Genomic DNA, 16,395 nt, shown 5'->3' on the forward strand with positions numbered 1-16,395 from the left:
CAAAACTGGCCCCCCTTTGTGGGGGCCTTTTCTTTGTGCATTGGTGGGGTATCCAGAGACCGGTTTTCCAAGGGATTAAAAGAATACCGTAAAATTCCGTTGTTTTATTGGACAGAGTGACAAGTTTGTGAGGGTGCGATGAAAATTGAGGCGATTGACGAAGCACAGGCCGACCTAGTGGCGCCTGCCGCCGAAGCAACGGAAACCGCGCGGGATCAAGCGATCCACGAAATCGCACAGCGCATTGGTTCATTGTCGGTGTCTCTGGCATCGGCTAGCGGTGAAATCTCTGATACCAGTGTGCGAGTTATTTCAGAAGCAGAGGTTTTTCAATCTCTTAGCGTTAAAACCTCACAGTTGACTGTGCAGGGGAAATCGGTTTTGGACAGCGCCAATTCCGCTGTCGACATGTCAGAGAAAGCCGAAGAAACAGTCTGCGCCACCTCTCAGCGGTTGGGCGCGATGGTTGAGGATGTGAAAGATCTCATCGAACGGGTGCAGGGTATTTTCGATCGTCTGTCAGGGCTGGAGATCAGTTTGGATCGCGTCGCCACGGTGTCGACAGAAGTTGACAATATCTCGCGCAAAACGAACCTGCTGTCACTCAACGCATCTATCGAGGCGGCGCGTGCCGGACGGCATGGGCGTGGCTTCATGGTTGTGGCACAAGAGGTCAAAGACCTGTCCAACCTAACAAGTGAGGCGACTGGTGAAATCCACAACACCATCGCAGAGCTTAGCAAAGATATGCGTGGCCTGATCGAGGACGCCGAACAGGCCGTGGATAGCGCAAATTGCATCCGCCGCCAAACACGTGGCATCGGCGAAGAGATTGAGGACATCCCACAGACCCTGTCGCGGATGTCCACCTCGCAGCGCGATATTCTGAAAGCCAGCGAAGAGATCACAAGTGTGACCGACGAAGTTGCGCAAACCATCCAATCTCTGACGGACGACGTGACCACCAGTGCCGACAGTTTGCGTGATGCTCAGTCTGCCCTCGAAGATATCACCGAAGATGCTGAAACCATCACCGGCATGGTGTCTCAGATGGGCGTCGAAACGATTGATACGCCATACATTCAGGCGGTACAGGCCGCAGCCCAGGAGGTGTCAGACCTGTTTTCCGAGGCGGTGAATTCGGGCCGTATTTCAATGGCGGATCTGATGGATACCAACTACACCCCGATCCCCAACACCAATCCGGCGCAGGTCATGGCCGTTTTCACCCCCTATATGGACAGCGTTCTGCCGGCCATTCAGGAACGTATGCTGGATCTGTCAGGGGATGTGGTGTTCTGCGTGGCGCTGAACAAAGATGGGTATCTGCCGACGCACAACAAGAAATTCTCGCTGCCACAGATAGAGGGCGAGGTGGCCTTTAACAGCAGCTTCTGTCGCAATCGCCGTATCTTTGATGACCGCGTCGGCTTGGCCGCTGGAAGGTCGACAAAGCCCTTTCTGATGCAGGCCTATCGCCGTGACATGGGCGATGGGAACTTTGCAATGATGAAGGATCTGTCGGCGCCGATCTATATCAACGGCACGCACTGGGGCGGTCTGCGTCTGGGCTATAAGGCCTAGGTCAGGATCGCTGGGCGCTGGACGCGTGCATTAAGCACGCCGCAGCGCCGCCACAATCCATAGGGCGGCCAGCGCGAATGATGCCAGCGCGTTCCAGCTGGCCATTGACAGCCCAAACAGTTCCCAGCTGACCTGATCGCACATCACGATATTCGCGCCCTCAGTGGACAGCAGGCTGCCCATGTCCAAACCAGCACCGCCGCCGGTGCAGCTGTCGGGGCCTTCCCACCACTTGCGTTCGACGCCGGTGTGATAAACCGCTATCCCACCGGTTGTTGCGGCCGCCATTGCGCCCAAAACCGCAAACACGCGCAATCCGCCCAGCATCAGTGCAATACAGCCGATCAGGATTGCCGCCGCATGCGGCCAGCGTTGCCAAAGGCACATTTCGCAGGGTGGGTAGCCCAAAAATTGAAACATAAAGGCGCCACCCAGAAGGGTGATAGAGCCAAGTGTCGCCAGAGCGATAAGGGTGCGTTGGTCGGGCAATTGGGTCATAGGAACTTCACCAGATAGAAACCGCCGATGAGGATCACCAGAAACAGGGTGAACATCAACCCCAGGCGGCGTTCGATAAATTCTCGGATCGGCGCGCCGTATTTCCACAGCAGGGCCGCGACGATAAAGAACCGCAATGCGCGTGCGATGATTGCAGTAATGACAAAAGTGGCGAAGGGCATCGCGGTCCAGCCGGACATGATGGTGATCACCTTGAACGGGAAGGGCGTGATGCCGGCGCCCAGTACGGCCCAGAACCCCACGCCGTTAAAGCGTGCATTAAACTCTGCCATCGAGTCGGCTTTGCCCATCGCCTCCAGCACCGGGCGGCCCAGCTCTTCGTAGAAAAACGCGCCGATGCCATATCCCAGCAAACCGCCAAGAACAGATCCGACCAATGCGACCAGCGCGATCAGCCATGCTTTGCTAGGGCGGGCCAATACCATAGGGATCATCAAAACATCCGGCGGGATCGGGAAGACCGAGGCTTCGATAAAAGCGATGAAAAACAAAACCCACAGCGCCCGTGGGTGGTCCGCAAAGGACATCGTCCAGTCGTATAGCTTTTTGATCATGCCCGCCTCGCTGTTTCGCCCTTTACGCCAGCTTTCCACCCAAGGGTCAACCGCCTAAAGCCATTGTGGGCGGCCTCTTGCACGTGGATAAACTGGTGCGGGCGATTTCGGGGCGCACTGCTCGGCACTTGGGCAGGATGCTGGGGCAGGGTGCTGGCCGATGTGCTGGTGCGCTGGCGATCGAGGGGGCAAAACCGTTACGGCGACCTCGGGATTAAAAAAACTATCCCGGACAAGCGCTTTCGCTCTGGACGAAGCGCTGCGGTGGGGGTAAATCATCCCAGCGTTGCCCAAGTGGCGGAATGGTAGACGCAGGGGATTCAAAATCCCCCGCCTTTGCGGGCGTGCCGGTTCGAGTCCGGCCTTGGGTACCATTAAAATCAAAGGCTTGCGGTGTTTCATCCGCGAGCCTTTGTTTTTTGGGAATTGCGATACCTGCAGCACCTATAGTTCAACCATCACCTTTGCCAGCTGCCGAACAGCTTTGCCATGTGTGTTGGCCACGTCGTCGTTGACATCAATCCTTGCGCGCCATAGTGGGGTTAGTCGAATAGTGCCGAGCTTTTGGGCTCAAATTTAAAATCAGTACCTTATGGCGTATGAAGGACGTCCAAGCCAACACTCACGGCGCATCATTATAGACGCGTTCACGTAACCCAAACCCCCTCGATTCTGAGCGATTTAATTTCATTGCGCATGTTTTCGCGTCATAAACTTGTTCGGATCGGGATTTTTAATTTAGACCAACGGTTTCAATACACTCCATGAACCCTACTGCCGAGGCTCGCGTGAGCCAGACCACTCAGATCTCAAGCGTGGCGTTTGTCGAAGACAAGTTGCCGAACTACGCCAGAATTCAATCCTACTTGGATCAATCCGCCGAGGCGCGGCATTGGGCCAACAGTGGCCCCTTGTTTCAAAGCCTGGCCGCTCGGTACGCAGAGTTTTTGAACCTACCGTCAACCAGCCAGATTTTCCCCTGCGCGAATGCAGGTTTGGGGCTCGAGGCGATGGCGCGTGTTTGGGCCGCGAAAAAAGGGCGGAAACTTCGCTGGGCACAACCAAGTTTTAGCTTCAAGAACTTGGGGCGCGGTTACTTCGCGGATGGTCCCATTGTTGATTGCGCTCGCAGTGGCCTTTTGGACCTCGACCGCTTGGCGCAACTGCCAGCTGATAGCTACGACGGTATCATTGCGGTTAATCCGGTTGGGATGGCCAGCGATTTTTCTGCGGTGATTGAATTTGCCAGATCGCAGGGCAAACCACTTTTGCTCGACAATGCTTCTGGGCTTTGTTCGCAGGTGCCGGATTGGCCTTGGCAGTGTTTCAGCCTGCACCATACCAAACCGTTCGGGATGGGCGAAGGCGGTATGGCCCTGATCCCTGCGGAATGCGCTGCTGAATTTCAACGCATCATTGGATACGCCGACACGCCAGAGCAGGCCGATAATTGGCTGAACAATGCCAAGCTTTCGGATATTTCTTGTGCCTTCCATCTAGATCGCCTCGATCAGCTGCCGCAGTGGTTGCCAGCAAGTCTGGAGCAAAAGGCCCGCATCCATTCCATCGCGCAAGAGTTTGATTTGATGCCGATTGGGCAGGACCCTGTTGGTGATGATCAGATGCCTGTGACATCTCTTGCGTTTAGGGCGCCTGCCGTGGTGCCGATCGAAAATCTGGCAAGGGCGACGACGTTCCGGCCAGGTAAATACTATGTGCCAATCGCTGACACACCCGTTGCCAGCGATCTGTTTGCGCACATCGTGAATATTCCAGCGCATCCGACGATGGCACGTCTAACTGATGCGCAAATTCGCGAAGACATCTCAAAAATTCTAGCTGGATAAGTCATGCAAACCAACGCTTTCATCCTCAACACGGCGTTTACTGGCGCCGTGAGTGATAAGTCCAAAAACCCCAACGTTCCCTATACGGTTGACGAAATCGTCGCGGATGCAAAACGGTGTGTGGGCCATGGCACCGCGATTGGGCATTTTCATGTGCGTACCGATGAAGGGGCCCCGACCAATGATCCGGATCGTTACGCCCGCCTGATTGCCGGACTGCGTGCCGAGAACAGCCTGAAGGACCTGATCGTTGTGGCCTCTACCAGTGGGCGTCATGGTCAAACCATCGAAGAGCGTTGCGCTGTTTTGAAGCTGCCAATGGATGAACGTCCAGATATGGGCAGCTTGACTCTATCATCCCTGAACTTTGCAACAGGTCCCAGTGTGACCAGCCCAGACGGTATTCGCAAACTGGCTGAGACCATGCTCGCTTGTGGTGTGAAGCCTGAACTCGAAGTGTTTGACCTTGGGATGTTGAGTTTTGCACACCAGCTTATCCACGAAGGGCTGATCGAAGGTCCGTTTTACATCAACATCATCCTTGGCAACCAATCTGGCGCCATGCCACGGATCGCAACTGTCGCCGCATTGATGTCAGAGCTGCCTGAAAACGCCATCGTTAGTTTCGGGGGCATTGCCCGCCATCAGGTTGCGGCCCACCGCTATGCTGTCGCGGTGGCAGGTGGTGCGCGTACCGGACTAGAAGACAACCTGGTGCTGGATCGCAATCGGACCCTTGCGGACAATGCCACTTTGACGCAGCGCCTGGCGGCAATGGCGACCTCGGCTCAACGATCGATTGCGACCGCCCGCGAGGTGCGAGACCATCTTGGCTTGAAGCAACGAGGATAAGGCCCATGCCGCGCAAGAAGGTCGCGTTGGTTTTTTCGTCCAGCAACACCCAGTTCATCATGGACAGGTTGGTGGGCGAATTCGACCAACAAGGGTTTGATGCCATCGAGTACACCGATGGCGATCCTGACCTGCTGGATGCGGACGCGATCATCCTTGCCGCTGATATCAGCAAACTGACAAAGACCGTGCGTCTTTTGATGCAGAATGCTGCCAGTCGCCCCCCCACCATTGCCTGGGCCTATGAGCCGGTGATCCCAAACGATTTTGCGGCTTGGGCCAATACTTGGGCCAGCCGCGCCATCGCAACAGCACAGGCCGCCAAGCGGCATCAAAAGCTGATGCGGCGGCTGACTCGGCTTATGTTCGCGTCCATTAGTCTGTTCGGCACGGGACCATGGGGGCGCAGCCTGACTGCGAAAGAATTACAATTTTCATACGCTTACACGTTGGCGCTAAAGTCCGGTTTAAATCAGGGCTGGATCGATGGTGTGGCTTGTAGCACCTATGAAAAAAAGGACACGGTCGCCAATTGGGGGGCGCCGACAACATTTGCGCCCCTTAGTATCGATTGGAAACCAGAGCGTGAGCCTGCGTTCGAGGAAAAACGTGATATCGACGTTTTGTTTCTGGGCAGGCTAAGCAATTGGCGGCGCACAACCCGTTTGATGCGCTTGTCGACCAAACTGCGTCGTGCAGGTTACAACGTAAAGATCGTGACCCATGGCCTTCGGGGCAAAGAACGCGATGCGGTGTTGGATCGGACCCGTATTGTGCTGCATCTGACCAAATACCCTTGGGATACAGCGTGGATGCGGTTCTATATGGCCAGCACCCATGGGGCAGCGGTTGTCAGTGAAACATTGTCAAACCCATCGCCTATGCGCCCCGGACAAGATTTCAAAACTGCGGATGCCCGCGATCTTGAGGCGCAAATTCTGGGGCTGCTAACAGATGAAGCAGAACGCCAACTGTGCGTGTCGAACTGCCGACAGACAATCGATGCAAAAATGAGTTTCCGCCAAAGCGTCGCTGCAATGATTGCTTTGGCGGAGCAAGCAAAGGACAAGGGGAAACCATGCCGTCAGATCTGAAATCGCCCACGCCACTCCTGATGCTTGGTGCACGCGCCTATAGCGAAGTGCTGCTGGACATGTTCGAGTGCCTGTCAGACCAGTATTCCTTCGACGCGCTGGTCGAAAACCAGGACCGTGCGAATTGCGACACCACTGTCGGTGATCTGCCTGTCATCTGGCACGAAGACGTCGCATCGTATCTGCCGACACACAAAATGGTCTGTGCATTGGGCACGACGCTGCGGAACAAATGGATCGAAGAGTGCGAGGCAATGGGGTTTTCTTTTGCGACATTGGTGCATCCCAGCAGCGTTGTCTCCAAAAGAACCGCCTTGTCTGACGGGGTGATCATTGATGCCGCCTGCGTTGTGGCTGGGTATTCGACCCTTGGACCGCATAGCCGACTGGGGCGGCGGGTTTCGCTGGGCCATCACACCAAGATCGGCGCTTATACCACCATCCACCCCGGCGCAGTCATTTCGGGGAATTGCAACATAGGCAGTCAGGTCGTTTTGGGATCCGGTACAGTTGTCATTGACGGCGTCACTATTGGCGATGGCGCAGTCACCGCTGCGGGCACAATCGTAAACAAGGATATCCCGCCCAGAGTGCTGGCCGCAGGCAATCCTGCCTCCATCAAGCGCGAGGATTACGGCCCGCGCTAGGTCCCACTTGCTTCGCATCATTGCCTTGTTTATCCCTACCGCCGATGAGCGAGGAGTAATGGCGATGATGCGGGCAGAGCGACTGGCCGACGGGCAGATCAAATTATCTGGACCCGTCTGGCATGAGGTCTTTGGCGAAGAACGCCGTTTGCCTTGGGCGCGGTGGTATCGTCAAATGTATGAAGACTGCGGCGCGCCGACATATCTGCAGGCGGCCGAAGCTTTGGAGGCCCTAGGCGACCCCTAAGAGCGCCATGATGACGGCCCCTTAGCTGACGCGGGCACCTGCAAGGCGCGCTTCGATGTCCTGAAACATAACGACCAGCGGTTTGGTTTCACGTTCCAGTTCCGCAAAGGCCTGACCGCGTTTCAACAGCGCCTGCATCATTGTCGGATGTGCGCCAACACGATCCGAGCGGTAAATTTCGTCCAGCGTGAACCATTTACCTTTTTTGCTGAGGTGGCGCCCAATCCGACGGGTGCGCAGAGCGATCAGCAGCGTGGTCATGATGTGGAACCGCCGCAGGATCAAATCGGCGGCGATCCCGTGATGTTCCCGGACCTGACGCTCAAACAGCGGGTAGATCTGATCAAACGCGAGGGCAGGGTATTCATCCGCCGCCAGCCATGCCAGATCTTCATAGCCCGCGCCAAGACAACTGTCTTCGAAGTCGAACCAGCCCATTGTGCCGTTCGGCGACAGGGCCGCGTTGGCAAATCGGTTGTCCCACTTCAGGAAACAGGCATTGGTGGGCAGAAAATGCCGTGCCACTGCATCACGGTCGTAGTTCGGCAGGCGAACCCCGAACACACCTGCGGTGCGCCACGGGCCATCCACGAAATAACCCAGATCTTTGCGGTGCTCGAACAAAACCGGAACCTCTGCCTGCGGGAAGGGGTGCCCAATGTCCATTTGATAGCCAAACACCGAAGAAATCGCGCGGTCCATCAGTTCAATGCGTCCCGCCGTATCAGTGTTGCGCATGTCCTGCGCCACGGTGACGTCACCCATATCGGTCTGTACCAGAATGCCGTCACGGTCTGCGATGATCTGCGGAAAATGGTCCGTAAGCGGCGCCAGATGTTGCAGAATGCGTGCTTCGCGCTTGGCGCCGTTTTCGTAGTCGCGACAGGATGCGATTACGGTCTGGGTTCCGGTATAGATGCGAAAAACGGCCCGGTCGCGCCCACCTGGGCAGGCCACTTTGATCACGGTTTCCCCCAATGTGGCCTCAACCACATTAATCACGTGGTCGACAGATACACCTGCAACCTCGGCCACTTGGGGGGTGGCGTCGCGGATTGGGGCAGGGGGCGTTGGGGTATGTAGGGCTGTGTTGGTCATGGGATTTATGGCTTCAAACGTGAAGCAATTGATACTGGTTAAAAAAACGCCGGCAGACTTTGGTGCTGCCGGCGTTAACCCTAAAGGATGTTGCTTATTGTAGCAACTGACCTTCTTTTACGCTTAGGCCCGGGCGGGCCATTTCGCCGTAAGGCGTTACTTCGGAGCGCAGCTCTGGGAAGAGGGCAAAGATCTCTTCCTGTGCTGCAGCTTCCACGCCGCTCATGGCGGCTTCACCGGGATAGAAGCTCTCGGAGGCAGCACCGTTGGCGTAGATCACCTGATGCTGGTCAAACATGACGTGATAATAGGTCACCTCATCCCCCGGCATCAAACGCACGGTCTGATCGTTGATCAACGCTTTGGCCGGAACCAGAACTTCTTCCTCACCAAACAACAGTTCAGCCTGCGCACTGCTGAGCAGCATGCGGTGTTGCTGCGATACGGTCAGCGGGGCGTCGTTGCCCAACACGCCAGCCTCAATGCGCACCGGCGCAAACTTGCCGTGTGCTGGAACGGTGCGGTTGCCCACCCATTTCACCGGCTGCAGCCCTTGATCGGCCGTCATCACCATGTCACCAGCGACCAGTTCCTGCACAGGGCGATAACCGTCAGCAGTCAGGATTTGTGTGTCGTGGGTAAAGCAGACGATGTCAAAGTCGATAATCTCGAAGTTTTCGAACGAGATATTGCCGATTTTACCCGCTTCGTCGCCGCCAGTGATGGTCACGCGGCCTGCGTTGAACGGATCCGCCAGAATGTCAGACAGACGCGGTTCGCCATCGCCGCCGAAGCTGATCGCGGTGCCACCGTTCGCAGGCGTGAAGATCCCGGTCACGTCGTTGTCGATACCCTGAATGGTCGAACGGTCCGTAACCGTTGTCGACAGGGTGATGCGATCATCATAGCTGGTTTCATCCGCGACGTAGTGTTCTACATCATCGACCTGATCGATGGTGCCGCCGCGGAATTCCTCAACCGTGCCGTCACCTTCGTTGTCGATGATGGCATGGATGTATTCATCTACCTTGGTGTCAGCCAGATAGGTATCCTGACCCGTGCCGCCTGCGATGGTGTCGCTGCCAGTGCCACCGTAGAAGGTGTCGTTTCCGGTTCCGCCATCAAGGCGATCGTTGCCAGCCCCGCCATTCAGGCTGTCGTCGCCGTGACCACCGATCAGGACGTCATTGCCCTCACCAGCCACCAGCGTGTCGTGACCTGTGCCACCATCCAGATGATCGTTCCCGGTGCCGCCCTCGATGGTGTCGTCGCCGTCACCGCCCAGCAGCGTGTCGTTTCCGGTGCCGCCTGTGATGGTGTCATGGCCGGTGCCGCCGTCGATGTGATCATTGCCGGAACCACCATCCACAACGTCATTGCCGTCCTGCGCCAGAATGGTGTCGTTGCCAGCTCCGCCGTTCACGGTGTCATGACCGGTGCCACCCCAGACGCGATCGTTGCCGTCACCGCCATCGATGCTGTCTTCGCCATCGCCGCCGTTGATGACATCGTTGCCGATGCCGCCGTCGATGGTGTCATTGCCACCGCCGCCCTGCAGGATGTCATTGCCAGCGCGGCCTTCTAGGCGGTTGGCGCCACCGTCGCCGGTGATCCAGTCACTGCCCTGAGAGCCGATCGCGTTTTCAAAATTGATAACGGTTTCACGGCCTACAGTGTTGCCGCCTGCACCGCGCAGGGTGGCCTCACCACGATCCATGACGTAGCGCACACTGTCGACGCCATCGCCAGTTGCGCCTTGGAACGAAACCGTATCGGTGCCAGCGCCACCGTCTTGGTAATCCTCGCCACGGCCACCGATCACCAGATCGTCGCCATCACCAGCCAAGAGGGTGTCATTACCATCGCGGCCATCCAGCGTATCGTTGCCACCGCGTCCTTCCAGACGGTTGGCGTCAGAGCTGCCCGAGATATCATCAGCGCCGCGCGCACCAATCGCGTTTTCGAAGTTGGTTACGGTTTCGGTCTGGTTAACATCGCCGTTCAGGATGCCTGTGCCAGCTTCCAGATCCAATTCGACGTATTCGCCCGCGGTTCCAAAGGCCGTGGTGTAGTCTACGGTGTCGATACCGTCGCCGCCATCCATGTGGTCGGTGCCAAATCCACCATCAACCGTGTCGTTGCCATCACCGGCAGCGACCGTGTCCTGACCCCAGCCACCGTCGATGCTGTCGTTACCTTCACCACCTTGCAGCGTGTCGTTGCCTTCACGGCCATAAAGGGTGTCGTTGCCATCGCCACCGGCCAACACGTTGGCGCCGGATGTGCCTGCGATGGTGTCATCGCCCTGCGACCCGATTGCGTTTTCAAAGTTGGTTGCGGTTTCGACGGTGCCATCGCTCAACCGACCAGTGCCAGCCTGCAGGTCGAGGTTGACGTTTTCATTCGAAGAGCCGAACGCGCGGTCATAGCTGACTGTGTCGATGCCATCGCCACCATCCATATGATCGGTCGAACGTCCGCCATCCACAGTGTCGTTGCCGATACCGCCTTGGATATTGTCGCCACCGTCGCCACCAAACAGGCTGTCGTTGCCTTCGCCACCGCGCAGCTGGTCGTGTTGTGCGCCACCATCCAGCGTGTCATCGCCAGTGCCGCCATAAAGCGTGTCGTTTTGGTTGCCGCCGGACAGGTTGTCGTCGCCACCACCGCCGTGGATTTCATCGTGACCGTCACCACCGGCCAGTGTGTCGTCACCTTCGACGATCGGGCCGGTTTCCACAACGGATACGTTATCAACGCGGGCGTCACTGCTGTGATGCTCGCCGGTCGATGTTGTGTTGATGATCCGCAGCGTGGTGTTCGGAGTGGTCGCCGTAAAGGTGAAGCTGACGCTCTGCGTGCTTTCGTTTTGGATCGCAACGGTCTCAGACGAAATAACGTTGCCATTCGCGTCGACGACATCAATGCGGACCTCGTGGTGCGCTGCACCGCCGTGGTTTTCATACAGATCCATCGAAACGGTATGCTCAGCGCCCACGTTTGTGCTGATGGTCTGTTCAATCCCATCGCCAGGTGCACGCCCGCCACCGTTAAAGTTGGCTTGGTTCCCATAGTAGTCGGGCGCAACGCCGTCGCCGTTCAAGTCAAGGCCGGTCCAGCCCGCTCCGTTGTTGTTGAACGAACCATTGCTGATCAGATTGCCAGAGGCAGGCGAGCTGCCGTCGCCGTCACCGTAGATTTTGTCGTTGCCAACGCCGCCTCTGATGTAGTCGTCATTGCCGCCGCCAAACAGGGTGTCGTTGCCCGCTTCACCGTTGATGGTGTCGTTACCAGTGTTCCCCGCAACAAAGTCGTTGCCGTCGCCGGAATAGATCGAGTCATTGCCGGTTCCGCCATCGACATAGTCGTTGCCGTAGCCCGCGTTGACGCTGTCATCGCCACCGTTTGAGTAGATGATGTCGTCGTTGCCGCTCTCACCGGGGAGGCGTGCATCTGCACTGTCGCCGCGATCGCCGTCTTCGTCGGTATATCCGGGGAAGATATTGTCGGTGGTTTCACCGCCGCGCACAACGCCGTCGGGGCCAACTTTCAGCGGGCCGCCGCCGCCACCGCCGCCTGGGCCACCCGAAACTGGACCGCCACCACCGGAACCGCTGCCAGAACCGCTACCGGAACCACCGCTACCGGAACCGGACCCACCGCCATGATGGCCGCCACCCGATCCGCTGCCCGAACCAGAACCTGTTGCTTTGTGTCCGCCGCCACCGCTGCCGCTGCCCGAACCACTGCCAGATCCGCTACCACGACGACGCCCACGACCTCGACCACTTCCGCTCCCGCTACCACCGGACATCGCTACACTCCTACGTTCTGCGGGTCAGCAGCGACCCGTATTTCTGAATTTTCGTAACCTGAATCGGTCCGTCTCCACCGGGGTAACGGCACGCGATCCAACTTTTTTATAGCGCGGAATGTGGCAAGTTTGAGGTAAGGTCATGTCACATTCGCGCCAAACGGTAGTGAACATCGCGTTAAGTCCGCAGTTTTGACCCTGCCAGAAAGTCGCCTCTCCGCATCGGAGGTGACGGATGGCATAAGTCTTGCACCACTGTAAATCCAAAGAGTTGGCACGAGGTGTTGCGCCTTGTCGCGGTTGCGGCACAAAGCGCAACAAATTGCAGTAAGATGACAGAACAGAAACAGTGTTTTTCAAAAAACCTAACGATTTCGTGTGCTTCACAACGGTCCGTTTCTCAGGTTTGCCGTGAAATCGGAATCAACCGACCGCAGTTTGCGCGCTATCTGAAGGGTGATTCGCTGCCCTCTGCAAACAATCTTCTGAAAATTGCGAACTTCTTTCAGATGGCCGAGGCAGACTTTTTCTTACCTGAGGAATTGTTTCGCGCCCGCTTTGAGCGCCAGCGTCGCCAATTGCGTGACGATCCACGAGAGGTTGTATTGAGTGCCTTTCGAAATCAGGACGCAAAGCTGGGGGATCGGGCCGGGCTGTACCACAGTTACTATATCTCTCCGTCTTGGGGGTACGGTGTGGTGTGTAGCGTCATTCAGGTGAGCATCGAGCAGGGGTTCGCTGTGACCCGTGGAATTTTGCGCAGCCAAAGCCGACCGAAACGAGCCGCACAGAAGACACGATATCATGGCGTCATGAGTGCTGCGCGCGGACATCTATTTGTTGTCGAAAAATCCAGCATCGGGGCAGGGATCTTGTGCGAAACAATTTTCGATACCAAACACCAACCAGATTACGCCGATCCACGGTCCCTGCGCGGGATGATTATGTCGGTGTCTTGGCGGGCAGATGAACGAATTTTCACCTCTCCGATTGTGTGGGATCCTGTTGACGATAAGGTCGGTCTGCGACAGGCAATGCGCAAATGTGGCGTCTATGCCAGTGACAGCGACCAGCTGCCTGATCATGTGCGGCGCTATCTAGCGCGCAATCGTTAACCTGAATATCGCCAGAATCGCCGGGGTGTGCGGCTGAGAAGTGATTCGGTTTTTAGCTATCAAAGCGTTAATGGTTCCCAAATGTGGACCGTAAAATCCGTAAACAATGAGCTGGTTTTGCCTGTAATTGCGGACGATTTGTAAACGCATTGCATTTTTTTGCCCCACCTCTCGGCAGAAATTTGACACAACTTTGGTCGGATCGCCTGTTTCGCATCCTGCAACAATCACAGAGCGCGGACAGGGAAATTCGGCGGACATTCCCCTTAAAGCTGCGCATATTCCACTATAGATACCCCAACAGGCATGCTTATTATCCCAGGTTGCGCGATAATGTTGCCGTTTCGAGGGGGATAGGTCACGGCGATTTGACGAAATTAGACGAAAAATTGGCGGCAAAAGCGCGGCCATCCCTTTGTCTGAGGCGCTGACTAAAGTATGTATGGATTAGCCCAACTGGGGGGCGACGTCTAATGGCTGCGGGGGCGGCCAGCGAAAATTTGTGATGCATTCCACGTGGATGCAGGCTGCTGCTGATCTTTTGCGCCAACTGCTAGGCACTGGATCATAGAACCGTTGGTACTGCGCCGACGGATCCGGAACGTGCGCCTGATCGTCTTGTATCGTGACACTGCATCTCACTTAGGTTGACTGTCGGCCTCCGCGCAAGCGTCTGCCGATGACAGGGTGGCTACCATGTGCAGTGGGCCGCCCGTGAGAGAGGGTTGAGATGGCTGATTTGGTTCTGGATTGGTCCCTATTTGGGACATACAACAGCGCGCTGACAGGCGCTTCCACCGCAGATACTGGTGGGGTTGCTGTTTCGGTGAACTACACCGGCATTTATGATGGCGCCGAGGCGTTCATTATGAACCTCGACGGCTATGTTGCCGAGGATGATCCGTTTAACCCCAACTCCCACCTGAAACTGCTGGGCAATGGCGGCGACGAACAGGGCACCAGCGCGACCTCAACTGTTGAGTTGAGCTTTGCATCGACCGATGAGCGCTTTGGCGACACGGTGCAGAACGTCAGCTTCCGCCTGAACGACATTGATGCGGGCACCGATCCGTTCAACGAAGGTGGCACCCATCTGGATGGGATCGAGATTGTTGCCTTTGACGCCGACGGAAACGAGGTTGCCGTTACCCTGACACCGGGTGCTGCAGTGGATAGCGCCGGTGGTGTTTTGTCTGGTGATGGCGGACCCTTTACCCCCACAGATGCGGAAGCATCAGCGTTGGTCGAAATCGCTGGTCCAGTGGCCCGACTGGAAATTCGGTACACTAACGGTGGGGATGACGAACAGCGCGCCTTTATCAGTGATGTACATTTTTCGACCGTAGATACTGTGGTTGACCCGACCCGCGACGGGATCGTGTGGGGCACTGATGATGATGACCTGATTGATCTGGGATATGACGGCGACAACGATGGTGATTTCGTTGATGCGGGCGACAACATCTTCCCCGAGAACGGCCCAGAGGATGACATCATCCGCGCAGGCGATGGTGATGACACTGTCTATGCCGGCGAGGGCGACGATGACATTACTGGTGGCGATGGGGCTGACAGCATCTTTGGTGAGGATGGATCGGACCTGATCGTGTCTGGCCCTGATGCGTTGGATGGTGCCTTGCCTGATCTTGGCTACCCCGGCCTCTACCCGGCGGACGAAGATCCTGAAAACGATCGTGATTTCGTTGATGGTGGCAATGGGGCCGATACCATTCGCACTGGCGATGATGCTGACACGATCCTAGGCGGCGAGGGCGCAGACCTGATCGACGGGGGCATTGACGCCGACGAAATCGATGGTGGCCTGGGCCGTGATACCATCGTTGGCGGCGAGGGGTCTGACACCATCTATGGCGGGTCCGGTCACGACCTGATCTATGGCGGCCTGACACCCGACGTGCCGGATGCAGTAAACATCCCCGACGACCGCGATCTGGTGCCTGAAAACGGTCAGGATCTGATCTTTGCCGGATCTGGAAATGATACGGTGTTTGGCGCAGATGATGATGACACCATCTATGGCGGGTCCGGCAATGACCTGCTGGACGGTCAAATCGACGAAGATGAAATCTACGGTGGCGGCGGCAACGACACTCTGCGCGGTGGTGACGGGAACGACACACTGACTGGCGGGAACGGTGACGACAGCATCTCTGGCGGTGCGGACCGTGACCTGATCATCGGCGCTAATGCGGGCGACGTAATCGAAGGTGGCTCTGCTGGCGATGACTTCGATACGTTGGATCTGTCAGATGTTGGCCGGTTCCGCCTGACGGATGTTGTCACCGACAGCGATGGCAACGGTTTTGATGGCACGGTAGAGTTTCTGGACAGCGACGGCGACGTTACCGGGACCGCCAGCTTTACCAACATCGAAGACATCGTGCCCTGTTTCACCCCTGGTAGTTTGATTGCCACCCCGCAGGGTCAACGCCGCGTTGAGGACCTGCAAGAAGGTGACAAGGTTATCACCCGCGACAATGGCATTCAGGAAATTCGCTGGGTCGGCCACAAGCGTATGAACGGGATTGATCTGGCCCGCCAGCCGCAGCTGCAACCGGTGCTGATCCGCAAGGGTTCCTTGGGTAATGACCTGCCAGAGCGTGACATCATGGTCAGCCCGAACCACCGTGTTCTGGTCACCAATGAAAAGGTTTCGCTCTACTTCAATGAAACCGAAGTGCTGGCTTCGGCCAAGCATCTGGTTGGGCTGGACGGGATCCATAAGGTCAACGTGGTGGGCACAACCTATATTCACTTCATGTTCGACCGCCATGAGGTCGTTCTGTCCGATGGCGCCTGGAGCGAGAGCTTCCACCCTGGTGACTATACGCTGAAGGGCATCGGACGGGATCAACGCGAAGAAATCCTGACCCTGTTCCCGGAACTGAAGGAGCAAAAGGGTCTGGACAGCTACCATGCCGCGCGCCGTTCTTTGAAAAAGCACGAAGCGCAGATCCTGACGCTGAAACGCTAAGCGACGAAAATCAGACGGCCCATCTTCGG

13 protein-coding genes and 1 tRNA gene are annotated in these 16,395 nt (G+C 56.9%); 9 read left to right on the top strand and 5 right to left on the bottom strand.

The window, feature by feature from the left end; all coding sequences use genetic code 11:
• The first annotated feature begins 138 nt into the window (after positions 1-138).
• A complete protein-coding gene (locus tag TM5383_RS03210; protein ID WP_058317617.1) occupies positions 139-1,584 on the top strand; it encodes a methyl-accepting chemotaxis protein in 1,446 nt (481 codons plus the stop codon).
• Between the two features lie 30 nt (positions 1,585-1,614).
• On the opposite strand, the gene TM5383_RS03215 is transcribed toward TM5383_RS03210, so the two are convergent.
• Positions 1,615-2,082, bottom strand: a complete 468-nt coding sequence (locus TM5383_RS03215; protein WP_058317618.1) for a disulfide bond formation protein B — start codon at positions 2,080-2,082, stop codon at positions 1,615-1,617.
• Positions 2,079-2,657, bottom strand: coding sequence for a YqaA family protein (locus TM5383_RS03220; protein ID WP_058317619.1), 579 nt, complete (start codon positions 2,655-2,657; stop codon positions 2,079-2,081). Before TM5383_RS03220 ends, TM5383_RS03215 begins: the two co-directional genes overlap by 4 nt.
• 288 nt (positions 2,658-2,945) lie before the next feature.
• On the opposite strand from TM5383_RS03220, the gene TM5383_RS03225 reads away from it, so the two are divergent.
• The 6 genes from TM5383_RS03225 (at position 2,946) to TM5383_RS03250 (ending at position 7,344) form a co-directional block, all read left to right on the top strand.
• A tRNA-Leu gene (locus TM5383_RS03225) sits at positions 2,946-3,031 on the top strand.
• 414 nt (positions 3,032-3,445) lie between these two features.
• Complete coding sequence (locus TM5383_RS03230; RefSeq protein ID WP_159438580.1) at positions 3,446-4,504, top strand: DegT/DnrJ/EryC1/StrS family aminotransferase; 1,059 nt, start codon at positions 3,446-3,448, stop codon at positions 4,502-4,504.
• A 3-nt stretch (positions 4,505-4,507) separates the two neighbouring features.
• Entirely contained in the window at positions 4,508-5,356 is an 849-nt protein-coding gene (locus TM5383_RS03235; RefSeq protein WP_058317621.1) for a beta-keto acid cleavage family enzyme, read from the top strand.
• Positions 5,357-5,361: 5 nt separating this feature from the next.
• Positions 5,362-6,450 carry a glycosyltransferase family protein gene (locus tag TM5383_RS03240; protein ID WP_058317622.1) on the top strand — a complete coding sequence of 363 codons (1,089 nt, stop codon included), beginning with the start codon at positions 5,362-5,364 and terminating at the stop codon, positions 6,448-6,450.
• The gene (locus tag TM5383_RS03245) at positions 6,435-7,097 is read left to right on the top strand and encodes an LbetaH domain-containing protein (protein WP_058317623.1); all 663 of its coding nucleotides are present in this window, start codon (positions 6,435-6,437) and stop codon (positions 7,095-7,097) included. The genes TM5383_RS03240 and TM5383_RS03245 overlap by 16 nt, the downstream gene beginning before the upstream one ends.
• 25 nt (positions 7,098-7,122) lie before the next feature.
• The gene (locus tag TM5383_RS03250) at positions 7,123-7,344 is read left to right on the top strand and encodes a hypothetical protein (RefSeq protein ID WP_156415720.1); all 222 of its coding nucleotides are present in this window, start codon (positions 7,123-7,125) and stop codon (positions 7,342-7,344) included.
• A 21-nt stretch (positions 7,345-7,365) separates the two neighbouring features.
• Here the strand turns inward: TM5383_RS03250 and TM5383_RS03255 are convergent, their stop codons facing one another.
• From TM5383_RS03255 to TM5383_RS16820, 3 genes are all read right to left on the bottom strand, one after another.
• The gene (locus TM5383_RS03255) at positions 7,366-8,442 is read right to left on the bottom strand and encodes a phosphotransferase family protein (protein ID WP_058317625.1); all 1,077 of its coding nucleotides are present in this window, start codon (positions 8,440-8,442) and stop codon (positions 7,366-7,368) included.
• A gap of 94 nt (positions 8,443-8,536) precedes the next feature.
• Entirely contained in the window at positions 8,537-11,971 is a 3,435-nt protein-coding gene (locus tag TM5383_RS03260; protein WP_058317626.1) for a Hint domain-containing protein, read from the bottom strand.
• Between the two features lie 20 nt (positions 11,972-11,991).
• Positions 11,992-12,231 carry a hypothetical protein gene (locus tag TM5383_RS16820; protein ID WP_058317627.1) on the bottom strand — a complete coding sequence of 80 codons (240 nt, stop codon included), beginning with the start codon at positions 12,229-12,231 and terminating at the stop codon, positions 11,992-11,994.
• Positions 12,232-12,588: 357 nt separating this feature from the next.
• Here TM5383_RS16820 and TM5383_RS03270 point away from each other — a divergent pair, with 357 nt between their 5' ends.
• Together TM5383_RS03270 and TM5383_RS03275 are read left to right on the top strand one after the other, a co-directional pair.
• Complete coding sequence (locus tag TM5383_RS03270) at positions 12,589-13,371, top strand: helix-turn-helix domain-containing protein (RefSeq protein ID WP_076400273.1); 783 nt, start codon at positions 12,589-12,591, stop codon at positions 13,369-13,371.
• 730 nt (positions 13,372-14,101) lie between these two features.
• A complete protein-coding gene (locus TM5383_RS03275) occupies positions 14,102-16,366 on the top strand; it encodes a Hint domain-containing protein (protein ID WP_231725019.1) in 2,265 nt (754 codons plus the stop codon).
• Positions 16,367-16,395 lie beyond the last annotated feature (29 nt).

It is taken from the genome of Thalassovita mediterranea, from assembly GCF_001458435.1.
Taxonomy (GTDB): Bacteria; Pseudomonadota; Alphaproteobacteria; order Rhodobacterales; family Rhodobacteraceae; genus Thalassobius; species Thalassobius mediterraneus.